Raw genomic sequence first — 20,726 nt, forward strand, 5'->3', positions numbered from 1 at the left:
GGCGCTGCCAAGGCGGGGGCTGTTTGGTGCGTGCCGTGTCATCGCTCCGTCATGCGCTTGTCGCAGTGCTGTCATGCGCGCAGCCGAACATGTGGTGGTGTTTAGCCCTTGCCAAGAAACGCCATGATTTCAGTCGATCACATCGTTGACATGCATCTGCCGCAATTGCAGCGCCATCCACGGCTGAGCGTGGGGGTGCGCGGGGTGCTGCGCCGCCTGCTGCGCGAGCAGAACTTTCGGACGTTTGCACAGCAATACCCGCATCTGGAGGGGTTTCAGTTCGTCGAGCAGGTACTGGAGCACTTTGCCTTCAGCTGCGCTGTGCGTGACAACGAGCGCGAACGCATTCCCACGCAGGGGCGGGTGGTGATCATTGCCAACCATCCGATTGGCTCTCTGGATGGGCTGGCGCTGCTGAACCTGGTGGGTGGTATTCGCCGGGATGTGAAGATTGTGGCCAACGGGCTGCTGGCAGAGCTGGCGCCTTTGCAGCGCTTGCTGCTGCCCGTGACCATGCTGGGCGGGCACAGCGGCACGCGCCAGCTCAAAGCCATCCTGGAGCACTTGCAGGGAGAGGGGGCGGTGATCATTTTCCCCGCCGGTGAAGTCTCGCGCCTGCACCCCGAGGGGGTGCGCGATGGCCGTTGGAATACCGGCTTTCTGCGGCTGGCGGGGCAAACGCAATCGCCCATCGTGCCGATTCACATTGATGGGCGCAATTCGGCGCTGTTTTACGGTGCATCCATGCTGTACAAGCCGCTGGCCACGCTGCTGCTGGTCAAGGAGATGTTCGGGCAGCGGCAAAAAAGCATCGCACTGCGCATTGGGCACCCGATTCCGCATACCAGCTACGGCGCTTTGCCGCTGGAGCTGGGGGCCGCCGCCAAGCTGATGCGCAAGCACCTGTACCGCGTGGCACAAGACAAACCCACGCTGCTGCGGGTGGAGACCGCGGTGGCCCACCCGGTCAACCGCAGCGCTCTGGCGCAGGCCGTGATGGCGTGCGAGCTGCTGGGCGAGACCCCCGATGGCAAACGCATTCACTTGTTTCACGGTGGGCTGGACTCTGCCATCTTGCGCGAGGTGGGACGCTTGCGTGAGCTGTCGTTCCGCGCAGTGGGTGAGGGCAGTGGCACACGCCGCGACCTGGATCGCTTTGATGCGCACTACGACCACCTGATTCTGTGGGACCCGCAGGCGCTGGAAATTGCGGGCGCCTACCGCATGGCGCGCACCGCCCAGGTGCTGGAGCAGCAAGGTGTGCAAGGCCTGTATACGCACAGTCTGTTTGAATTCACGCCGGGCATGCAGCCGTTCTTGCAACAAGGTCTGGAGCTGGGGCGTTCCTTCGTACAACCGCGCTACTGGGGCAAGCGGTCCTTGGATTACCTGTGGTTTGGCATTGGCGCGTATGTGCGGCGCTACCCGCAATGCCGCTACCTGTTTGGCCCGGTGTCCATCAGCCGCGATATGCCCCCTGCCGCGCGGGATCTGCTGGTGCACCACTACCGTTTTCACTATGGCGCCGCCTGCCTGGCGCACGCACGCCGCCCCTATGTGCCAGGCGAAGGGCTGGATGTGCAGGCGCAGTTTGCAGGCCAGGATGTGGGGACAGACTTTGTGCGCCTCAAGCACCTGCTGGCCCACATGGGGACGGCGGTACCCACGCTCTACAAGCAGTATGCAGAAGTGGCCGAGCCCGGCGGGGTGCGTTTTTTGGATTTTTCCGTGGACCCCGATTTCTCGCACTGCGTGGATGGCTTGGTGCTGGTGGATGTGCAGCAACTCAAACCGCACAAGAAGGCACGCTACCTGGGCACGGCGCAGGATGCAGTGGATGTAGGCGGTTGAGGGTGATAAATGGCTCTAGCGCTTATCTGGTCAGCGCTTTCAGCTATTAAAAACCGATTTATCGGGTGCCGGGAACCGATACCAGATGGTGCAAGCCATCACTGAAACGCGCGGCATACATGCCCAGCCGCACCATGGTGCGGTGGTCCACCTGCAGGTTCACCTCGTGCGGTGGCAGCGCATGGCTGATGCGCATGTCGCGGCCGTTGGTGGTCACCAGCTCCGGCTGGCGCAGCGGGGCTTTGCGAGTGTCCAGCAAGGTGGCCACCAGCGGGTGGCCAATATCGGTGGTGCGGCGCAGGACGACGGCGGTCTCGCCGCTGGACAAGGCCACATACACGCCAGGCGGGAACAGGCCCACACAGCGGATCAGGGCGTCGCCTGCCTGTTCATACAGTTTGGATTGCGGCCCTGTCACGGCCTGCACGGATTCGGCCACGCTGCGCCCTGGGCGGTTGCGGCGCGGGCTGATCATGGCGGCATAGCGGTCACAGGTGGCCAGAATGCGGGCCAACCGTTCTGCGGGGGCTTGCTGCATCAAGGGCAGCTGTGCGCTGGTGTTGATGTGGTGCAGGCCCACAATATCCAGCCACAGCGGGTCTTGAATACCCAGTTCTTCGAGCTTGCGCCGGCCCTCTGCGGGGTGCAGGCGAATGGCTTCTTGCTGGGCCACGCTGGGGCGCTCGCGTTGCAGCGCCAACTGGTCTTGCAGCGCTGTCATGCCAATGTTCATGGTGAAAGCGGCGTGCACCAGGGCGTTGCGCTCGGTAGGCGTCAACTCAAAGTCCAGCGCCAGAATGTGGCACAGCGTGGCGCAGACCAGCGCATGCGAGGCGCTGTAGCCCACGGTGGACGTGCCTGCCAGCTGGAACATGGCGTACAGCGCGCTGTCACTGTCATGCGCAATCAGCTCTTGCAGCCAGGTGTCCAGCTGCATGACCTTGGCGGGCAGTTGCTGCACGACAGCCGGACGCGCCAGCAGCAAGCTGAGCGCGGCCTCCAGATCGGACCACATGCCCAGCAAGTCCTGGTAGGGCGCTTCATCTTCTGCACTGGCGTGCAATGCCAAGGGGGCGAAGCCGGAGAGGGAGGTGGTGCTCATGGTTCAGCGCATCTCCAGCACCATTTCATTGCCCTGGCGCGTCATGTGCAGTTGGGACAGAAAGCTGTTGCCCAGCAGCACATAAGGCATGGGCTGGGGGCTGACGACGGCATCCACCCCATACACGGTGATATCGCCCACGCGCACGGTGTCAAGCTTGACATGCCAGCCTTGGGTGTTGCCATTGGCTGTGCGCACCGTGACGGGTTTGCCTTTTTCGAAATCGATGCCAATGACGCTGGCGCCGGTGTCCACCATGTACTGCATGGGTTTGTTGTTGATCAAGCCGCTTTCGCGAAAGTGGCCGCGGCTGTCGGCGCGCAGCACCACCTTGCGCCCGCCGGCCAGACCCTGGCCCACGCTGACTGGGGAGCCGCCCACGCGCAAAGTCTGGCGCTGGCCCTGCAGCTCTACCGTGGCGCTGTCGCCTTGTACCTGGAGCACGCGCACACCTTGGTGGCTTTCGTTGGCGCTCAGGGCCTTGGGGGGCGAGCCATTGACGACCAGCAGCGCCTTGCTGCCCATCACCCCAGTCATGGCGACGGATTGTGCATGGCTGGCTGTCGCAGCCAGTGTGCAGCTGGCAAGCAAGGCCAGCACATGTCGCAGTGCAGGGTGGGGCATGGTGAACGGTAGACGGTGGGGGTGCCACAGTCTACCGGAGCACCCTTAGTCGCGGAAGTTGTTAAAAGACAGCGGGTGATCGGCCATGTCCTTGCGGATCAGCGCCATTGCTGCTTGCAAATCATCGCGCTTGGCGCCGGTGACACGGACTTTGTCTTCCTGAATGGCCGCTTGCACTTTCAGCTTGCTTTCTTTCATCAGCTTTTGCAGCTGTTTGGCCACTTCGGACTCAATGCCGTTTTTGACCTTGACGACTTGCTTGACCTTGTCGCCGCCGATTTTTTGGGCCTTCTGGATGTCGAGGAAACGCACATCAACGTTGCGCTTGGTCAACTTGTTGCGCAGCAGGTCTTCCACCTGGGTGAGTTGGAACTCTGCATCACCGAACATGGTGATTTCCTTGTCTTTGAGTTCCACGGCCGCCGAGGTGCCTTTGAAGTCAAAACGGGTGGCGATTTCCTTGGATGCGTTTTCAACGGCGTTCTTGACTTCCACGAAATCGGCTTCGAGCACGGTGTCAAAAGATGGCATGGTGTGTCTTTCTTAAATAGGGTGTTGAGCAGGGCACTTGACGGGTCGCTTGGGCGCGGGCCGGGTGACAGTGCGACAATCTCAAGGATGTTAGTCGAGAAAAATACCCCCCTGCAGGACTGCAACACCTTCGGCATTGTGGCCAGCGCGGACACTTTGGTGCGCATTCGCAGCGCTGCAGATGTGCAGGCGTTTGCGGCCAGCACCCATTACCAAGGCCGCAAAGTGTTTGTACTGGGCGGTGGCAGCAATATTGTGCTCACCGGCGATGTGGTGGATGCCGTGGTGCTGAAGATGGAAATTCCCGGCATCACTGCGGTGGGTGAAACCGACAGCCACTGGATCATTGAGGCAGGCTCGGGCGTGCGCTGGCACGATTTGGTGGCGTGGACGGTGGCACACGGTTATCCGGGTCTGGAGAATTTGGCCCTGGTGCCCGGCACGGTGGGCGCAGCACCGGTGCAAAACATCGGCGCTTATGGCGTGGAACTGCAAGACAGTTTCTACGAGCTGGATGCGGTGGATCTGGTCACAGGTGAGATGTTCACCCTGAACGCTGCGCAGTGCGCGTTTGGCTACCGTGACTCCATCTTCAAGCATGCACCGGCTGCGCCGCAGGGCACACCTGTGGCCAAGGCCCAGGGCATGGGGTTAGCGGGCCGCGCGGTGATTACGACGGTGCGATTTGCGCTGTCCAAGCACTGGAAGCCAGAGATGGGCTATCTGGATTTGCAACGCCGACAGACCGAGGAAGGGGTGGAGCACCCCACGGCGCAACAAATCTTTGACTGGGTGGTGGCCATCCGCCGTGCGAAATTGCCAGATCCCGCTGTCGTGGGCAACGCAGGTAGTTTTTTCAAGAACCCGACGGTCTCGGAAGACCAGTGCCGCGACATCATTGCGCGGGAGCCCAAAATTGTGCATTACCCCATGCCTGATGGATCGATCAAACTGGCAGCAGGCTGGATGATAGATGCCTGTGGCTGGAAAGGCAAAACCGTGGGCAACGCCGGGGTGTATGACAAGCAGGCCTTGGTGCTCGTCAATTGCGGCACGGGCAGCAACAGTGTGACGGGGGGGGAAGTCATGACGCTGGCTGGAGCTATCCAGACCAGTGTGTATGAGCGTTTTGGTATTCGCTTGGAGCCCGAACCCGTAGTGGTGTAAGCCCTGTTAGGCATAAAAAAAGCGCTGTGTCATTCACAGCGCTGGTTGATGGCAGCCACACCTGCTGCCTTGAGCGGCCTGCAGATCAGGCCAAGGACTTTTGCTTCATCCACTCTCGGGCTTGCTGCACTGCGTACGCAATGGCACGGTCGGCAGAGTGAAACAGCGGGGTGAAGGTGAAAAAACGCTGGGTGCGTTCTGCGCCATTACCGCTGTCTATGGTGAGGTGGGCCTGGAAGCGACCATCGGACTCCCGCAGAGCTTTGGACTCAAACGTGAAGCGATCCATGGTGATGGTGTGCGAGGGTTGCTGTTGAGTTGTGGACATTTGTCTCTCCCTTCTTGATGTTGCATGCATCGCGCACATTGCTGTGCGCAATCCATACTAAGGGTAGAGCGCTGCGGGAGAAAAAAGTTCCTGAGCCTGGGGTGCTCTGGATCAATAACACCGCACGCTGTGGTCTTACTTCAGGCTGCCAGAGAGGAATTTGGCCAGGCGTTCGCTTTGCGGGCTGGTCAGTACCTGGCGCGGATCGCCTTGTTCTTCAATCAAACCTTGGTGCAAAAAGACCACGTGGTTGGAGACTTCACGGGCGAAGCCAATTTCGTGGGTCACGACCACCATGGTGCGGCCTTCCTGGGCCAGCACCTGCATGACGCGAAGCACCTCGCCGACCAGCTCTGGATCGAGGGCACTGGTGGGTTCGTCAAACAGCATGACTTCAGGCTCTACCGCCAGTGCCCGTGCAATGGCCACGCGCTGTTGTTGGCCACCGCTCATGTGGTTCGGCCAGGCGTCTTCGCGGTTTTCCAAGCCGACCAGACGCAGGTATTTACGCGCGCGCTCGATGGCCTCATCCTTGGGCATGCCCAGCACATGTACCGGGGCTTCAATGATGTTCTGCAACACCGTCTTGTGTGCCCACAGGTTGAAATGCTGGAACACCATGGCCAGCTTGGTGCGCATCAGCTGCAGTTGCTTGGGGTTCACGGGCTCCAATTCGCCGTTGCGCCCGGGTTTCAGTTGCAGCTCTTCCCCGGCCACCACAATGCGGCCTTGCTGCGGTTTTTCCAGCAAGTTGATGCAACGCAGCAAGGTGGATTTGCCGGAGCCAGAGCTGCCGATCAGGCTGATCACATCACCAGCCTTGGCGGTCAGTGAGACGCCTTTGAGCACATGGTTGGTGCCATAGCTCTTGTGGATGCCTTCGGCTTGGAGTTTGTATGCGGTAGATGTCATGGAACTCAAACGTGTGCGTGTTTAGTGTGTGCGGGGCGCCAGGTAGGCCAGGAAGCGCTTTTCCAGCAGCTTGAAAAAGCCAATCAGCGCAAAGGTCACACACAGATAGATAGCAGCTGCGGCCAAGTAGGCCTCAAACGGCAGGTAGTAGTCAGAGTAGATGCGGCTGGCTACGGCTGTCACATCGGTCAGCGCCGGAACCACGCTGGCCAGGCTGGTGGAGTGCAGCATCATCACGGCTTCGTTGCAATAGGGCGGCAGCGTGCGACGCAGGGCACTGGGCAACACAATGCGCAGCATGATTTGTCGGCGGCTCATGCCCATTGCGCGTGCGGCTTCGACTTCACCTGGGTTGGTTTCTCGGATCGCGCCTGCCAGCATTTCTGCGGTGTAGCCAGCGGTATTGAGGGCAAAGGCCAGCAAGGCGCAGAAGAAGGGGTCTTTGAAGTGTGTCCAGGGCCAGACGTCATCCCAATGCGCCTGAATCCATTCCAGCTGGGCCAGGCCGTAATAAATCAGGTAGACCTGAATCAGCAAGGGGGTGCCGCGCACAAAGTAGGTGAAGGCCCCCACCACTTTTTCGAGCACGATGTTGCCACTGGTCAGGGCTATGGCCCCCAGCAAGGCCAGTACGCAACCGATGGCGAGGCTGGACAGCAGCAGCCACAAGGTGGTGAGCAAACCATTGCCATACATGGCCAGGTGCTCAGGTTGAAAGATGATGTCCCAGCTCATAACTGCACTTTCTGCGTACCGAGGCTATAGCGTGCATTCAGGCGTTTGAGCGCCCACAGAGAAATGCTGGTGAACACGAGGTACAGGGCTGCGGCGAACAGCAAGAAGGTAAAAGGCTCACGCGTGGCCGCGCTGGCCTGTTTGGCCAGATAGGTCATGTCGTGCAGGCCAATCAGGCTGACGAGGGCGGTGGCCTTGATCAGGACCAGCCAGTTGTTGGTGAAGCCGGGCAGGGCATAGCGCACCATTTGCGGCAGGGTAATGCGCACAAAGGTTTGGGTGGAACCCATGCCAAAGGCCCAGGCGGCCTCCATTTGGCCGCGTGGGATGGACAAGATGGCGCCGCGGAAGGTCTCCGTCATGTAGGCGCCATAGATAAAACCCAGGGTGCCCACTCCGGCGATAAAGGGGTTCAGATCGAGGGTGAAATCAGATCCGATGGATTCGAAGAAGGTGTTGATACCAATGGCTGCTCCATAGAAGATCAGCAGCATCAGCACCAGTTCAGGGATGCCGCGCACCACCGTGGTGTAGAGCGTGGAAATCCAGACCAGCGGTTTTTTGCCGGAGAGCTTGGCGGTCGCGCCCAGCAGCCCCAACACCGTGGAAACAAAAAGTGAAGCAAGGGACACAGCTACGGTGAGCAATGCCCCTTGCAATATAGATAAGTAGTAATCGCTCATGCGCGCAGACGCTTTTCTAAACAAGACTGCCCGCTGCCGGGAAAGCCGGGCAGCGGGCAGTGGCGATCTTAGGGCTTAGTTGCCGTACGGATCGAAGTCGAAGTACTTCTTGGCAATGGTGTTGTAAGTGCCATTGCTGCGGATGGTCTTGATGGCCTTGTTGATCTGCTCTTTCAGATCTTTCTGGTTTTTGCGCATACCGATGCCAATGCCGTCGCCGTAGTACTTGGTTTCGTACTGGTCGTGGCCCACATAGCCGTAGTCCTTGCCTTCAGGCTTGCGCAGGAAACCACCGTGCACTTCCACCTTGTCGGCAACGGTGCCGTCCAGGCGGCCGGCATTGATGTCCAGGTACACCTGATCCTGGGCTTCGTAAGGCACCACATTCACGCCTGCGGGCTTGAGTTCGCCCATGGCCCACTTCTCTTGGGTGCTGCCCTTCAAGACGCCAATGCGCTTGCCTTTGAGCGATGCAGGGCCGGTGTACTCCGTCCCCTTTTTGACCACAATCGCGCTGGGCGTCTTGTAGTAGCGGTCGGAGAAGTCGATTACGCGCTTGCGTTCTTCGGTGATGGACAGCGAGCTGACGATCACGTCGTATTTGCGCGCTTGCAGACCGGGGATCATGCTGTCCCAGACTTGTTCGACGAACACGCAGTTGCGCTTGAGTTCTGCGCACACGGCGTTGGCAACATCCACGTCAAAACCCGTGGGCTTGCCGTCCGGTGTCTTGTAAGTGAAGGGTTCGTAGGTGGGGTCAATGGCCACCTTCAGATCTGCGGCCTGTGCTGCAGTTGCGCAGGCGGCCAGCAGAGCCAAACTCAGAAATTTCTTTGCCATTCAAGTCTTCCTTCAATGTAGTTGTGTACGTCCTGGCCTTTGCATGATGCGTGCCAAGATGTAAACCCATTGTAGAAGCGCGCAGTGCGAGAAGATCTGAGTTTTTTCACCAATGTGGCGCGTTGGTCGCTTTGGTGGGTTGGGCGCCACGCTCAACCCACCAACAGCATCAAAGTTTGGCGTAGCCGGGGCGAATCAGCAGGCTGTGTACCCGGTAAGGGGCAGCATCTTCGACAGCAATGTCCATAGGGACAAAGCCTTTGTCGCATTGCAGCAGATAGCTGCTCACGAAGGACACAGGGCCTTTGAGCTGGCCTGCAATGCGGCAGGCACCCACGGTTTTGTGCACCTGCTCAAAGACTTGCTTGAGCTGCGCGGCGTTGACTTGCTTGTTGAAGTCGTCGGTGAAGCTCTTTGCATCTGGCATCGCGCCCTTGCCTTCCAGTGCTGCGTAAATGACCTGGAAATGTTGCTGCAGGGCTTTTTCAGCTGCCGGGTTGGGTGGGGGCAAGGCTGGGGCTGCGGCAGCTGGTGGCGTGCTTGCTGCGGGGGCGGCGGGTGCCGCAGGGCTGGCGTTTTGTGCCAGAGCGGCGCCGGTGAGTGTGATGCCCGCGCAAAAACCGGCAATCCAGCGGGTGTGAGGGGACCGCAGCGATGAGAGAAACATAGAGGCTCCTTTTGCAATAGGTGAGAGCAGTCTTGTTGCCTCAAGCGTGGGTGCTAGTAGGTCAAAGTCTTGCCTTCATGTCATGCACGACCTCACTGCTGTCAGCAGGTTGCTGGCATAAAAAAACCGCTGACAGTGCAGCGGTTTTTGGGGGGCAGCGGTAGGGCTGTGTCAGCTTTACTTGTCCGACAGCTGGGGCAGGGCGTTGGCCGAGCTCACGCTCAGCAGGCCAGCCTTGGAGTAGATCGCCAGCTTCTCGCGGGTGTCGATCAGGTCCAGGTTGCGCATGGTCAGCTGGCCAATACGGTCGGTGGGGCTGAACGGCGCATCTTCCACCTTTTCCATCGACAGACGCTCTGGGGCGTAGGTCAGGTTGGACGACTCGGTGTTCAGGATGGAGTAGTCGTTACCGCGGCGCAGTTCCAGCGTCACGGTACCGGTGATGGCGCGGGCCACCCAGCGCTGGGCGGTTTCGCGCAGCATGATGGCTTGCGGGTCGAACCAGCGGCCTTGGTACAGCAGACGGCCCAGGCGCAGACCGTTGATGCGGTATTGCTCGATGGTGTCTTCGTTGTGGATGCCGGTCACCAGGCGCTCGTAAGCGATGTGCAGCAAGGCCATGCCGGGGGCTTCGTAGATGCCGCGGCTCTTGGCTTCGATGATGCGGTTTTCGATCTGGTCGCTCATGCCCAGGCCGTGGCGGCCACCGATGCGGTTGGCTTCCAGGAACAGGGCAACGGGGTCGTCAAAGCGTTGACCATTCAGGGCCACAGGGCGGCCTTCTTCGAAAGTCACGGACACTTCTTCGTGCTTGACTTCGACTTCGGGCTTCCAGAATGCCACGCCCATGATGGGGTTGACGATGCGGATGCCGCTGTTCAGCTGCTCCAGATCCTTGGCTTCGTGGGTGGCGCCCAGCATGTTGGAGTCGGTGGAGTAGGCCTTTTCGACCGACATCTTGTAGCCGAAACCTTCCTTGATCAGGAATTCCGACATTTCGGTGCGGCCGCCCAGCTCGTTGATGAAGGCGTTGTCCAGCCAAGGCTTGTAGATCTTCAGCGCGGGGTTGGTGAGCAGACCATAGCGGTAGAAGCGCTCGATGTCATTGCCCTTGAAGGTCGAGCCGTCTCCCCAGATGTTGACGTCGTCTTCCTTCATCGCGGCCACCAGCATGGTGCCGGTCACAGCGCGGCCCAGGGGGGTGGTGTTGAAGTAGGTGATACCGCCAGTGCTGATGTGGAAGGCGCCGGCCTGGATGGCGGCAATGCCTTCATTGGCCAGTTGGGTGCGGCAGTCGATCAGGCGGGCTTTTTCAGCGCCGTACTCCATCGCCTTGCGGGGGATGGCGTCGTAATCTTCTTCGTCAGGCTGACCCAGGTTGGCGGTGTAGGCGTAGGGCAGGGCGCCCTTGTTCTTCATCCAGCGCAGGGCGGCGGAAGTGTCCAAGCCACCGGAGAAGGCGATGCCGACCTTCTGGCCGACGGGAACGTTTTGCAGGATGGTTTCCATCAAAAATTCTCTTTAAATAAGGAGCATCAAGCGCTTGCTATGCAAGGGCTGGGGGCTTAAAAGGCTTGAAATTGATCTGCGGCCAAGCCTGGTGATCAGGCGTAGTGGCAGATGTAGTGGTAAGCCTCGGTCACGCGGATATCAAACTTGGAGTTGGCGGGGATATGGAAGCTCTCGCCAGCGGCAGAGGTTTTCCATTCGTTCGAGCCGTCCAGCTTGTATTCGCAGGAGCCGCCCACGCATTCCATGATTTCAGCGGCGGCTGTGCCGAATGTCAGCGCAGCGGGCAACACCACGCCTACGGACTTCTTGGTGCCATCGGCCAGGGTAAAGCTGTGGCTGATGCACTTGCCATCAAAGTAAACATTGGCTTTGGTGGTCAGGGTAACGCCGGTGAAGTGCTCGGTAGTCATGGTTAACGCGTAGTCGCTGAGTTTGGATCGAAGCTATGCATTTTAGGCTACCTGCGCCATCCTTGGGGTTTCGTGGCGCGCATAGAAAAAAGCCCCTGGGGCAGGGGCCGTGTCAAAATGGGGAAATGGGTTAGCGCCAGTAGCCGGGCGCAGTGCTGGGGTATGCGGCGCCACCAGTCACCACGACGCCGCGAGGGGCGGGCTGGTAGACCCCGCTGGGGCCTACAAAGTACCCGGCATCTGTAGCAGGGGCGTAGTAGTGCGGGTCTGGTTGTACGTTCACAGGCATCCATTCGCCGGGGTAAGTGTCGGTGCGGGTGGTGTAGCGGCGGCCCGCGTATTCGTAGGTCACGTCGTAGCCGACGGTGCGCTCTTCATAGACGGTTTCATTGGTGCAGCGGCGCACGGTGTCATAGCGTGGCTGGCTGTTGCTGCTCTCGATCACATTGCCAATCAGTCCTCCGGCAATGGCACCGACGATGGTGGCCGCACCGCGGTTGGAACCCTGTGCGTAGCCGGGGTGGCCGTAGTAGCCGTGGCCGCGCGGGCCATAGCCACGAGGTGCGCTGTGACCGCGGCCGAGGGCATTGCCTGCCACGCCGCCAATCACGGCGCCGATGATGGCGCCGGTGCCATTGGATGGCTGGCCACTGTAGACCTGCTCATCTTCACAAAACTGCTGGGGCACACCGACTTGCTGAACCACCGCAGTGGCCGACAGCACGCGTGCCTGCTCTTGGGCCACGGCACTGCCGCAGGCCAAGCCTGCGGCGGCTGCCAATGTGAACCAATGCTTGCTACCCATATAAAGCTCCTTGCCCCACGCGGCGGTGAGGGTGAATACAGCAATCAGTGTAGGCAAGCGCTGTAACTGCTGTCTTTTACGTGGGTAAAACTCAGGTAAAGGCTCTGTAAAGCATGCGCGCGCTCAGCGCTGGTGTGGCGGGCGGCCTTTGCGCATATCGATAAGCACCGGAATGTCCGGATCATTGCTTTGGTATTGAATGCTCTCGACGACGGGCGCGCCGGGGGCGACGGAGCCGTACGACTTGGCACCGGGTGTCGCACCGGATGCGCTGGCGCGCTGGCTGCTGCCGTAGTTGCGCCCGGGCTCGGTGGTCTGTATAGGCACGCGCTTGCCGGGGTTGCGTGCCATGCGCTGCGCATATTGCTGGCCGTTGTATTCATACAGCACGTCATACCCGACCAGTTGTTCCTCCACTGCTGTGCTGGTTGCGCAGCGCGTGTGCCGGGCAAAGTCGGCGCACGTTTCCTGGGGCACGGCGACCTGTTCATAGATGGGGGTGGCATCCAGCACCCGGCCGTACGCTTGTTGTGCGAGCACAGCGTGGGGCATGGCACAGCAGGCGCATGCAATGGCCGCCGCTCTACCAAGTTGTTGCACAGAGGTTGTGGTGGTCATGGTGTTCCAGTGGCGCGTGGAGTGGGGGGTGGCGGGGCGTACGAGGGCTTAACGGTCACGCAGCTTGCCACGTTTCGGCTTTGAAGCCGACGGTCACGCGGCCGTCTGGCCATTCCACCACCGGGCGCTTGATGACGCTGGCATGTGCTTGCAGCACCAGGGCGGCAGAAGCGGCATCGGTCACGCTGGCTTGCACCGCTGGGTCGAGCTTGCGCCAGGTAGTGCCCTGGCGGTTGGTCAGCTTCTCCCAGGCCACGGCTTGCATCCAGCCGGGGAGCTTGTCGCCGGGAACGCCTTGTTTCTTGAAGTCGTGAAACTCGTAATCCAGCCCTTGCTCCGTCAGCCAATTGCGCGCTTTTTTCACAGTGTCACAGTTTGGAATGCCGTAAACACGAATAATCTTGTTGGTACTCATGATGTTGATGGTGATGCATGCGTGGGTGCGCGACAATCATGCACTGTATGCACAGCACTTTCTCCACACTTTCTGAATGGCTTGCGCACTGCGAGCAAATTCATCCACAAACCATTGCCATGGGGCTTGAGCGTGTGCGCGAAGTGGCGCAACGCATGCAACTGAAGTTTGACTGCCCGGTGATCACTGTGGCGGGCACCAATGGCAAGGGCTCCACTTGCGCCATGCTGGAAGCCGTAGCCTTGCAATCGGGCTACAAGCCGGGGGTCTACACCTCGCCGCATTTGGTGCACTTCGAAGAGCGCTGCCGTATCCATGGCGAGATTGCGAAGGCCGATGACTTCCTGCCGCACTTTGAGGCTGTAGAAGCTGCGCGCTTGCAGGGCGAGCCTGTGCTGCTGACCTATTTCGAGTTCACCACGCTGGCCATCATGCGCATGCTGAGCGTGGCCAAGCTGGACGTGGCCATTTTGGAAGTGGGTCTGGGTGGGCGCCTGGATGCGACCAATGTGGTGGATGCCGATTGCGCCATCATCACCAGCATCGACATTGATCACGCCGCCATTCTGGGCAACACGCGCGAGGCGATTGGCCGCGAAAAGGCCGGCATCATGCGTGCGGGACGTCCGGTGATCGTGAGCGATCCAGTGCCTCCGCAAAGCGTGATTGACCATGCCCACGCGATTGGCGCTGACCTGCGCCTGTTTGGTCATGATTTCAATTACGACGGCGACAAGCAGCAATGGAGCTGGGCAGGGCGGGAGCGCCGTTATGCCGGTCTGTCTTATCCCGCTTTGCGTGGGGCAAACCAGTTGATGAATGCCTCTGGTGTTCTGGCGGCCTATGAGGCCCTGCGCCCCGTGCTGCCTGTCACCGCGCAAGCCGTGCGTACTGGCTTGGCGATGGTGGAGTTGCCCGGGCGTTTCCAGATCATTCCTGGCCAACCCTTGCTGGTGCTGGACGTGGCGCACAACCCGCATTCGGTGGCGGCCCTCACCGCCAATTTGGATGCCATGGGCTACCACCCCACCACCCATGCGGTGTTTGGCGCGATGGCGGACAAAGACCTGGCCCCCATGCTGATGAAGGTGGGGCCCCTGATTGATCGTTGGTATTTCACGGATTTGCCGACCGAGCGCGCAGAGTCTGCCGCCAATTTGCAGCAAAAGTGGAATGCTGTGCAGATGGCCGCAGGCGGTATTCGCCGTGAAGTGACCACTGCCTTGTTCAGTAATCCGCAGCAAGCGCTGGATGCTGCCGTACAGGCGGCAGACCCGGCTGATAGAATTGTGGTCTTTGGCTCGTTCTACACGGTAGGTGAGGTTTTGAAAGATGGGCCGCCTCGCCTGCACGCCAAACATTTGGGCGAATAAGGTCCGCTACGCGACGCATCTTCATGGCACTTTTCAAATTCCGTTGGCCTGGTCAGAAAGAGGAAAGCGAGCAAACGCCCATGCGGCGTTCTCGTACTGCGCAGGCTGAAAGCGTAGATGACATGCGCCGCCGTGCGCGCCACCGCCTCATTGGCGCTGCTGTTCTGGTGGTGCTGGGGGTGATTGGTTTTCCCATCTTGTTCGATACCCAGCCACGTCCTATTCCTGTGGATGTGCCGATTGAGATTCCAGATCGCAATCAGGTCGCGCCCATGATGGTGCCGGGCTCTCAAACGCAGACAGAGCCTTCCACTGCACTGCCTCCGTCCACAGCCCCTGTGACTGAGGGCGCTTTGGGCGAGGGTGAGGAGCTGGTGCTCAACGAGCCTGCGCCTTTGGCCGTGCCCAAGCCGCCGGAGCCTCCCCGTCTGGTGCCAGAGCCTGCGGCCAAGCCCGAAGTCAAACCGGAAGTCAAGCCAGAGCATAAGCCCGAACCTAAGCCGGAGCCCAAGCCCGTGGTGAAACCGGAGCCTAAGCCCGAACCTGCCGCCAAGCCTGAGCCTGCGAAGCCCGTCATCAGCGATGCTGAGCGTGCACGTGCGCTGCTGGAAGGTCGCGCACCCAAGCCTGCGCCAGCTGCTGCGGCAGCCCCGGCCAAGGCCGAAGCCAGCAAGTCAGGGCGCTTTATTGTGCAAGTGGGTGCTTTTGCCGATGCGGCCAAAGCCAACGAGGTGCGCGGCAAGCTGGAGCGTGCCGGTCTGAAAACCTATACCCAGGCAGTAGATACCAAAGATGGCAAGCGCACCCGTGTGCGGGTGGGGCCTTTTGAGCAGCGCGGTGATGCCGATCAGGCGGCCGCACGCATCAAGGGGCTGGGGCTGGCAGCTTCTGTGCTGACCTTGTAATTGCACCGAACGAACAGATAGAGAGCAAAACCTCATGGCTGTTTTGGATGGTGTGTTGCTGGGCATCCTCGTGGTGTCCCTGCTCCTGGGTGCGTGGCGGGGCCTGATTTTTGAGCTGTTTTCGCTGGTCGGCTGGGTTGCTGGTTTTTTTGTGGCCCGTCTGTTTGCAGAAGATGTGGCGGCCTGGCTGCCCATCGACGGTTTTGATGCCACGGTGCAATACGGCATGGGCTTTGTGCTGACCTTTGTGGTGGCGGTGTTTGGCTGGGGGCTGCTGAGTGCCCTGGCCAAGAAGCTGATTGACGCCGTGGGCTTGCGCCCGGTAGACCGCGCCCTGGGCGCTGTGTTTGGCCTGTTGCGTGCGGCGGTACTGATTCTGGTGCTGGCAGTGGTGGCGGTGTCCACACCGCTGCATCAGCAAGCGTGGTGGACGGCATCGCTGGCGGCGCCGTGGCTGGCCGATGCGGTGGCCAGCATCTTGCCCGCCCTGTCTGAAGAATGGGGAAGGCTGATGCCTTCCGCGTGAGAGAGTGAGGGTTGGGCCTGATCGAGGCACAGCCTGCAAGCAGAGACCGCAGGAGCAATCCTGCAGATAGATGGAACTCGACTATGTGTGGAATCGTCGGGGTGGTCAGTACCACGCCTGTGAATCAACTGATCTATGACGCTTTGCTGTTGCTGCAGCATCGCGGCCAAGATGCGGCCGGTATCGTGACTCAGCAGGAACGCAAGTTCTTCATGCACAAAGCCAAGGGCATGGTGAAGGACGTGTTCCGCACCCGCAATATGCGTGCATTGCCGGGCAATGTGGGTCTGGGCCAGGTGCGCTACCCCACGGCAGGCAATGCCGCCAGCGAAGAAGAGGCACAGCCTTTCTACGTGAATGCACCGTTTGGTGTGGTCATGGTGCACAACGGCAACCTGACCAATGCCAAGCAGCTGCGTGAAGAGCTGGCCAGCACCGACCACCGCCACACCAACACAGAGAGTGACTCGGAAGTGTTGCTCAACGTGCTGGCGCACGAAATTGGCCGCGCTACCAGCGGCGCGCCGCTGACACACGACGAAGTCTTCAAGGCGGTGCGAGCGGTGCACAAGCGCATCAAGGGCTCGTACGCCGTGATCGCGCTGATCGCTGGCTATGGTTTGCTGGCTTTCCGCGATCCGTTCGGTATTCGTCCGCTGTGCATGGGCAAGGGTGCGGATGGCACTTACATGCTGGCCAGTGAGTCGGTGGCGTTGGAAGGTACGCTGCACCAGTTTGAGCGCGATATCGCACCGGGTGAAGCTGTGTTCATCAGCAACGATGGCACTGTGCATGCCGAGCAGTGTGCCGACAACAGTCAGCTGCACCCCTGTGTGTTCGAGTATGTGTACCTGGCGCGCCCAGACTCCACCATCGATGGCATCTCGGTTTATCAAGCACGCCTGAACATGGGTGAGACGCTGGCCAAGCGCGTGATCTCCACCGTGCCGCCCGATGAGATTGACGCCATCATCCCCATTCCCGAGTCCAGCCGCCCCAGCGCCATGCAGCTGGCGCAGCTGCTGGGTATTCCGTATCGCGAAGGTTTTGTGAAAAACCGCTACGTGGGCCGTACCTTCATCATGCCCGGTCAAGGTGCGCGCAAGAAGTCGGTGCGCCAAAAGCTCAATGCGATTGGCAGCGAGTTCAAGGGTCGCAATGTGCTGCTGGTGGATGACTCCATCGTGCGCGGCACCACATCGAAGGAAATTGTGCAGATGGCACGCGATGCCGGCGCCAACAAGGTGTACCTGGCATCGGCCGCTCCACCCGTGCGCTACCCGAATGTGTACGGCATTGACATGCCGACCAAGTCAGAGCTGGTGGCCCATGGCCGCAGCGTGGAAGAGATCCGCCAGGTGATCGGCTGCGATGCGCTGATCTACCAAGATGTGGATGCCATGAAGCAGACCATTGGCAAGATCAACCCCGCCGTGCGCGGCTTTGAGGCATCGTGCTTTGACGGTATTTACGTCACCGGCGATATCTCCGAGGCCGAAGTCACCGCGCTGAACGAAGGGCGCAATGCCGGTGCGCAGGAAGAGTCGGAAGACACCTCGCGCCTGTCGCTGCCCAATGCCCAAGAGCAATAAGCTCTAAACTGGGCGTCATAAGCCCACAGGCACAATAGAAAGAGGAGCTGCTAGCGCAGGTCAAATAAGCACTTCAAGGTGGTTTAGCCTTGAAATCATTGTTTGATCAGCGCAAGCTGCTCCTTTTTTCAATGAAGCAGGCACTGGGCCTGCCCCTTACCCAAATCAATTGAGGAATCGCTGTCGTGACCGAGAAAACGCTCCCAGAAGGCCTGCACCCAGAAACATTGGCTGTGCGCGAGGCGCTGCCCCGCAGCCAATGGGGTGAGCATTGCGAAGCCCTGTACCTGACCAGCAGCTTTGTACAACCCGACTGCGAAACAGCCGCCCGCCGCTTTGCTGCGCAAGAAGAAGGCTTTACCTACAGCCGCACCACCAACCCCACCGTCACCAGCTTTGAAAAACGCTTGGCTGCCATGGAAGGCACGGAGTGCGCCGTGGCCACCAGCACCGGCATGTCGGCCATCTTGCTGGTGGCTTTGACCACCTTGAAGGCGGGTGACCATGTGATCTGCTCGCGCTCCATGTTTGGCTCCACCATCAAGCTGCTGGGCACCGAGATGGCGCGCTTCGGGGTGGAAACCTCGTTCGTCTCGCAAACCGATATTGCTGAGTGGAAGGCTGCCATCAAGCCTAACACCCGCCTGTTCTTTGCGGAAACCCCCACCAATCCGCTGACCGATCTGTGCGACATCGCTGCGCTGGCCGAGCTGGCCCATGCCCACGGCGCGCTGCTGGCGGTGGACAACAGCTTTGCCACACCCATCCTGCAGCAGCCTGCCAAGCTGGGGGCGGATGTGGTGGTGCACTCAGGCACGAAATTCCTGGACGGTCAGGGGCGCACCATGATTGGCGCTGTCTGCGGCACCATTGCCTTGGTCGACAAGGTCATGGGTACTTTCTTGCGCAGTGGCGGTTTGAATGCGGCGCCTTACAACGCTTGGACCGTCATGAAGGGCCTGGAGACACTGTCGCTGCGCGTGAAGGCTGAAAGTGCCGCTGCGCTGGAGCTGGTGCAATGGCTGGAGGCGCACCCCAAGGTGGCGCGTGTGTACTACCCCGGCTTGAAGAGCCACCCCCAGCACGATCTGGCTATGCGCCAGCAAAATGGCATGGGCGGTGCAGTGCTGGCCTTTGATGTGCACGGCGACACCCCTGAAGCACTGCGCAAGAATGCCTTCTACGTGGTCGACCATACGCAGGTGTGTAGCATTACGGCTAATTTGGGCGATGTGAAGACCACCATCACCCATCCGGCCAGCACCTCGCATGGCCGCTTGACCGAAGACCAGCGCCAGGCCGCTGGTGTGGGCCAAGGACTTATTCGCATCTCCGTGGGTCTGGAGCACTTGGACGATATCAAGGCCGACCTCTCTCGCGGACTGGACACTTACCAATGACACAAAAAATTCGTACCCGTTTCGCACCTTCGCCCACCGGTTTTATTCACCTGGGCAACATCCGCTCGGCCTTGTACCCCTGGGCGTTTGCCCGGGCCAATGGCGGCGACTTCATCTTGCGCATTGAAGACACAGACCTGGAGCGTTCGACCCAGGCATCGGTGGATGTGATTATCGAAGGCATGCAGTGGCTGGAGCTGGGTCATGACGAAGGCCCGTTCTATCAAATGCAGCGCATGGAGCGCTACAAGGAAGTGCTGGCGCAACTGCAGGCCAAGGGCTATGTCTACCCCTGCTATATGAGCATGGAAGAGCTGGATGCGCTGCGTGAAAAGCAGATGGCTGCCAAGGAAAAGCCCCGTTATGACGGCACATGGCGCCCCGAACCCGGCAAGGTGTTGCCCGCCATTCCCGAAGGCGTCAAGCCTGTGCTGCGCTTCAAGACCCCCAAGGATGGTGTGGTGGGTTGGGACGACAAGTGCAAAGGGCACATCGAGTTTCAGAACTCGGAGCTGGATGACCTGGTGATCGCGCGCCCTGATGGCACGCCCACCTATAACTTCTGCGTCTGTGTGGATGACATGGACATGACCATCACCCACGTGATTCGTGGTGATGACCACGTCAACAACACCCCGCGCCAGATTCACATCTTCGAAGCGCTGGGTGCGGCAGTGCCCACCTTTGCCCACCTGCCCACCGTGCTCAACGAGCAAGGTGAAAAGATGAGCAAGCGCAATGGCGCCAAGGCTGTGACGCAGTATCGCGACGAAGGCTATCTGCCTGATGCCATGGTGAACTACCTGGCACGTCTGGGTTGGAGCCACGGCGACGACGAAATCTTCTCGCGCCAGCAATTCCTGGAGTGGTTCAACCTGGATCACCTGGGTCGTAGCGCAGGCCAGTTCGACGAAGCCAAGCTGCGTTGGGTGAATGCCCAGCACTTGAAAGCCATGGATGACGTGGCCTTGGCTGCCAAGGCCAAGCCTTTCTTGATCAAGGCGGGTGTCGCGGAGTCGGTCATTGATGCCGATGACCGCTTTGTGCGCATTTGTGCTTTGTTCAAAGACCGCTGCGAAACCTTGGTGGATTTGGCCAACTGGGCCAAGCTGTTCTACACGGACAGCGTGGAGCGCAATGCCGAAGACTATGCCAAGCATGTGACTGAAGCTGCCAACCCTATCCTGGGCGCATTTGCTGCGGCCATGGAAACTGTGGAGTGGAGCAAGGACGCTATTGCGGCTGTCATTAAGGAAGTGCTCAAGGCCCAGGGCGTCAAAATGCCCGTTTTGGCAATGCCCGTGCGTGTATTGACACTGGGTACGGCGCATACGCCATCGGTGGATGCGGTGCTGGAATTGCTGGGACGTGAAAAAATTCTGGCGCGTTTGAAAAACCGCTGAAAACCTGTCTATAATTCGAGGCTCTGCACAGCACGGTAACTAAATGGTCGTGTTGTCAAGAGGGGGTATAGCTCAGCTGGGAGAGCGCTTGCATGGCATGCAAGAGGTCATCGGTTCGATCCCGTTTACCTCCACCAAAGTTATTGACGGCTGATTGAAAAATCAGAATCGTTCTAGGAATTGACCCTATCGTCTAGAGGCCTAGGACATCACCCTTTCACGGTGAGTACCGGGGTTCGAATCCCCGTAGGGTCGCCAAGTTTGAAGCACTTGATCTTTGCAAAAAATGCAAAAATAAATAGCTTTCTACCGCGGAGTGGTAGTTCA

At 59.8% G+C, this 20,726-nt stretch carries 22 protein-coding genes and 2 tRNA genes; 10 read left to right on the forward strand and 14 right to left on the reverse strand.

The annotated features are described in order from the left end of the window. Window positions 1-123: 123 nt before the first annotated feature. A complete protein-coding gene (gene olsF / locus AC27VO_RS14125) occupies window positions 124-1,851 on the forward strand; it encodes a bifunctional ornithine lipid synthase OlsF (RefSeq protein ID WP_488667353.1) in 1,728 nt (575 codons plus the stop codon). A gap of 58 nt (window positions 1,852-1,909) precedes the next feature. Here the strand turns inward: olsF and AC27VO_RS14130 are convergent, their stop codons facing one another. The 3 genes from AC27VO_RS14130 to AC27VO_RS14140 are packed head-to-tail and all read right to left on the reverse strand — an operon-like array spanning window position 1,910 to window position 4,108. Continuing rightward, window positions 1,910-2,953, reverse strand: coding sequence for an HD-GYP domain-containing protein (locus AC27VO_RS14130; RefSeq protein WP_488667354.1), 1,044 nt, complete (start codon window positions 2,951-2,953; stop codon window positions 1,910-1,912). Window positions 2,954-2,956: 3 nt separating this feature from the next. Continuing rightward, window positions 2,957-3,577: a retropepsin-like aspartic protease family protein gene (locus tag AC27VO_RS14135; protein ID WP_488667355.1), complete on the reverse strand. Its 621-nt coding sequence runs from the start codon at window positions 3,575-3,577 to the stop codon at window positions 2,957-2,959. Between the two features lie 45 nt (window positions 3,578-3,622). Further along, window positions 3,623-4,108 carry a YajQ family cyclic di-GMP-binding protein gene (locus AC27VO_RS14140; RefSeq protein ID WP_488667356.1) on the reverse strand — a complete coding sequence of 162 codons (486 nt, stop codon included), beginning with the start codon at window positions 4,106-4,108 and terminating at the stop codon, window positions 3,623-3,625. Window positions 4,109-4,195: 87 nt separating this feature from the next. Here AC27VO_RS14140 and murB point away from each other — a divergent pair, with 87 nt between their 5' ends. Beyond that, the gene (murB, locus tag AC27VO_RS14145; RefSeq protein ID WP_488667357.1) at window positions 4,196-5,275 is read left to right on the forward strand and encodes a UDP-N-acetylmuramate dehydrogenase; all 1,080 of its coding nucleotides are present in this window, start codon (window positions 4,196-4,198) and stop codon (window positions 5,273-5,275) included. An 85-nt stretch (window positions 5,276-5,360) separates the two neighbouring features. Here murB and AC27VO_RS14150 read toward each other — a convergent pair whose 3' ends face one another. The 11 genes from AC27VO_RS14150 to AC27VO_RS14200 all read right to left on the reverse strand — a co-directional run bounded on the left by AC27VO_RS14150 (window position 5,361) and on the right by AC27VO_RS14200 (window position 13,200). Beyond that, window positions 5,361-5,603: a hypothetical protein gene (locus tag AC27VO_RS14150; RefSeq protein WP_488667358.1), complete on the reverse strand. Its 243-nt coding sequence runs from the start codon at window positions 5,601-5,603 to the stop codon at window positions 5,361-5,363. A 135-nt stretch (window positions 5,604-5,738) separates the two neighbouring features. Then, on the reverse strand, window positions 5,739-6,515 hold the full coding sequence (locus tag AC27VO_RS14155; RefSeq protein WP_488667359.1) for an ABC transporter ATP-binding protein: 777 nt from the start codon (window positions 6,513-6,515) through the stop codon (window positions 5,739-5,741). Between the two features lie 21 nt (window positions 6,516-6,536). Further along, window positions 6,537-7,250, reverse strand: coding sequence for an ABC transporter permease (locus AC27VO_RS14160; protein WP_488667360.1), 714 nt, complete (start codon window positions 7,248-7,250; stop codon window positions 6,537-6,539). Further along, the gene (locus AC27VO_RS14165) at window positions 7,247-7,933 is read right to left on the reverse strand and encodes an ABC transporter permease (RefSeq protein ID WP_488667361.1); all 687 of its coding nucleotides are present in this window, start codon (window positions 7,931-7,933) and stop codon (window positions 7,247-7,249) included. Before AC27VO_RS14165 ends, AC27VO_RS14160 begins: the two co-directional genes overlap by 4 nt. 75 nt (window positions 7,934-8,008) lie before the next feature. Beyond that, the gene (locus AC27VO_RS14170) at window positions 8,009-8,773 is read right to left on the reverse strand and encodes a lysine/arginine/ornithine ABC transporter substrate-binding protein (protein ID WP_488667362.1); all 765 of its coding nucleotides are present in this window, start codon (window positions 8,771-8,773) and stop codon (window positions 8,009-8,011) included. Between the two features lie 169 nt (window positions 8,774-8,942). Beyond that, window positions 8,943-9,440, reverse strand: a complete 498-nt coding sequence (locus tag AC27VO_RS14175; RefSeq protein WP_488667363.1) for a hypothetical protein — start codon at window positions 9,438-9,440, stop codon at window positions 8,943-8,945. 177 nt (window positions 9,441-9,617) lie between these two features. Then, on the reverse strand, window positions 9,618-10,949 hold the full coding sequence (gene argG / locus AC27VO_RS14180; protein WP_488667364.1) for an argininosuccinate synthase: 1,332 nt from the start codon (window positions 10,947-10,949) through the stop codon (window positions 9,618-9,620). A gap of 95 nt (window positions 10,950-11,044) precedes the next feature. Further along, the gene (gene ppnP / locus AC27VO_RS14185) at window positions 11,045-11,362 is read right to left on the reverse strand and encodes a pyrimidine/purine nucleoside phosphorylase (protein WP_488667365.1); all 318 of its coding nucleotides are present in this window, start codon (window positions 11,360-11,362) and stop codon (window positions 11,045-11,047) included. A gap of 130 nt (window positions 11,363-11,492) precedes the next feature. Continuing rightward, window positions 11,493-12,167 (reverse strand): glycine zipper 2TM domain-containing protein, encoded by a 675-nt coding sequence (locus AC27VO_RS14190; protein ID WP_488667366.1) that lies wholly within the window; start codon window positions 12,165-12,167, stop codon window positions 11,493-11,495. A gap of 123 nt (window positions 12,168-12,290) precedes the next feature. Then, on the reverse strand, window positions 12,291-12,707 hold the full coding sequence (locus AC27VO_RS14195; RefSeq protein WP_488667367.1) for a hypothetical protein: 417 nt from the start codon (window positions 12,705-12,707) through the stop codon (window positions 12,291-12,293). 133 nt (window positions 12,708-12,840) lie between these two features. After that, window positions 12,841-13,200 (reverse strand): ArsC family reductase, encoded by a 360-nt coding sequence (locus AC27VO_RS14200; protein WP_488667368.1) that lies wholly within the window; start codon window positions 13,198-13,200, stop codon window positions 12,841-12,843. Between the two features lie 47 nt (window positions 13,201-13,247). Here AC27VO_RS14200 and folC point away from each other — a divergent pair, with 47 nt between their 5' ends. The 8 genes from folC to AC27VO_RS14240 all read left to right on the forward strand — a co-directional run bounded on the left by folC (window position 13,248) and on the right by AC27VO_RS14240 (window position 20,657). Beyond that, window positions 13,248-14,573 (forward strand): bifunctional tetrahydrofolate synthase/dihydrofolate synthase, encoded by a 1,326-nt coding sequence (folC, locus tag AC27VO_RS14205; protein WP_488667369.1) that lies wholly within the window; start codon window positions 13,248-13,250, stop codon window positions 14,571-14,573. Window positions 14,574-14,596: 23 nt separating this feature from the next. After that, window positions 14,597-15,478: an SPOR domain-containing protein gene (locus AC27VO_RS14210; protein WP_488667370.1), complete on the forward strand. Its 882-nt coding sequence runs from the start codon at window positions 14,597-14,599 to the stop codon at window positions 15,476-15,478. Between the two features lie 34 nt (window positions 15,479-15,512). Continuing rightward, window positions 15,513-16,004, forward strand: coding sequence for a CvpA family protein (locus AC27VO_RS14215; RefSeq protein WP_488667371.1), 492 nt, complete (start codon window positions 15,513-15,515; stop codon window positions 16,002-16,004). 83 nt (window positions 16,005-16,087) lie between these two features. Further along, window positions 16,088-17,596, forward strand: a complete 1,509-nt coding sequence (purF, locus tag AC27VO_RS14220; protein ID WP_488667372.1) for an amidophosphoribosyltransferase — start codon at window positions 16,088-16,090, stop codon at window positions 17,594-17,596. A gap of 185 nt (window positions 17,597-17,781) precedes the next feature. Further along, window positions 17,782-18,996, forward strand: a complete 1,215-nt coding sequence (locus AC27VO_RS14225; protein ID WP_488667373.1) for an O-succinylhomoserine sulfhydrylase — start codon at window positions 17,782-17,784, stop codon at window positions 18,994-18,996. After that, entirely contained in the window at window positions 18,993-20,399 is a 1,407-nt protein-coding gene (gltX, locus tag AC27VO_RS14230; RefSeq protein ID WP_488667374.1) for a glutamate--tRNA ligase, read from the forward strand. Before AC27VO_RS14225 ends, gltX begins: the two co-directional genes overlap by 4 nt. 61 nt (window positions 20,400-20,460) lie before the next feature. Then, window positions 20,461-20,536 (forward strand) — tRNA-Ala (locus AC27VO_RS14235). 45 nt (window positions 20,537-20,581) lie between these two features. After that, window positions 20,582-20,657, forward strand: a tRNA-Glu gene (locus tag AC27VO_RS14240). The last annotated feature ends 69 nt before the right edge of the window (window positions 20,658-20,726 follow it).

It is taken from the genome of Comamonas sp. 14P8.1.4, from assembly GCF_057799285.1.

What these genes read in the sequence shown, in the direction of transcription:
- olsF (WP_488667353.1), top strand. Translation starts at nt 124, where the DNA reads ATGATTTCAGTCGATCACATCGTTGACATGCATCTGCCGCAATTGCAG.
- AC27VO_RS14130 (WP_488667354.1), bottom strand. Translation starts at nt 2,953, where the DNA reads ATGAGCACCACCTCCCTCTCCGGCTTCGCCCCCTTGGCATTGCACGCC.
- AC27VO_RS14135 (WP_488667355.1), bottom strand. Translation starts at nt 3,577, where the DNA reads ATGCCCCACCCTGCACTGCGACATGTGCTGGCCTTGCTTGCCAGCTGC.
- AC27VO_RS14140 (WP_488667356.1), bottom strand. Translation starts at nt 4,108, where the DNA reads ATGCCATCTTTTGACACCGTGCTCGAAGCCGATTTCGTGGAAGTCAAG.
- murB (WP_488667357.1), top strand. Translation starts at nt 4,196, where the DNA reads ATGTTAGTCGAGAAAAATACCCCCCTGCAGGACTGCAACACCTTCGGC.
- AC27VO_RS14150 (WP_488667358.1), bottom strand. Translation starts at nt 5,603, where the DNA reads ATGTCCACAACTCAACAGCAACCCTCGCACACCATCACCATGGATCGC.
- AC27VO_RS14155 (WP_488667359.1), bottom strand. Translation starts at nt 6,515, where the DNA reads ATGACATCTACCGCATACAAACTCCAAGCCGAAGGCATCCACAAGAGC.
- AC27VO_RS14160 (WP_488667360.1), bottom strand. Translation starts at nt 7,250, where the DNA reads ATGAGCTGGGACATCATCTTTCAACCTGAGCACCTGGCCATGTATGGC.
- AC27VO_RS14165 (WP_488667361.1), bottom strand. Translation starts at nt 7,933, where the DNA reads ATGAGCGATTACTACTTATCTATATTGCAAGGGGCATTGCTCACCGTA.
- AC27VO_RS14170 (WP_488667362.1), bottom strand. Translation starts at nt 8,773, where the DNA reads ATGGCAAAGAAATTTCTGAGTTTGGCTCTGCTGGCCGCCTGCGCAACT.
- AC27VO_RS14175 (WP_488667363.1), bottom strand. Translation starts at nt 9,440, where the DNA reads ATGTTTCTCTCATCGCTGCGGTCCCCTCACACCCGCTGGATTGCCGGT.
- argG (WP_488667364.1), bottom strand. Translation starts at nt 10,949, where the DNA reads ATGGAAACCATCCTGCAAAACGTTCCCGTCGGCCAGAAGGTCGGCATC.
- ppnP (WP_488667365.1), bottom strand. Translation starts at nt 11,362, where the DNA reads ATGACTACCGAGCACTTCACCGGCGTTACCCTGACCACCAAAGCCAAT.
- AC27VO_RS14190 (WP_488667366.1), bottom strand. Translation starts at nt 12,167, where the DNA reads ATGGGTAGCAAGCATTGGTTCACATTGGCAGCCGCCGCAGGCTTGGCC.
- AC27VO_RS14200 (WP_488667368.1), bottom strand. Translation starts at nt 13,200, where the DNA reads ATGAGTACCAACAAGATTATTCGTGTTTACGGCATTCCAAACTGTGAC.
- folC (WP_488667369.1), top strand. Translation starts at nt 13,248, where the DNA reads ATGCACAGCACTTTCTCCACACTTTCTGAATGGCTTGCGCACTGCGAG.
- AC27VO_RS14210 (WP_488667370.1), top strand. Translation starts at nt 14,597, where the DNA reads ATGGCACTTTTCAAATTCCGTTGGCCTGGTCAGAAAGAGGAAAGCGAG.
- AC27VO_RS14215 (WP_488667371.1), top strand. Translation starts at nt 15,513, where the DNA reads ATGGCTGTTTTGGATGGTGTGTTGCTGGGCATCCTCGTGGTGTCCCTG.
- purF (WP_488667372.1), top strand. Translation starts at nt 16,088, where the DNA reads ATGTGTGGAATCGTCGGGGTGGTCAGTACCACGCCTGTGAATCAACTG.
- gltX (WP_488667374.1), top strand. Translation starts at nt 18,993, where the DNA reads ATGACACAAAAAATTCGTACCCGTTTCGCACCTTCGCCCACCGGTTTT.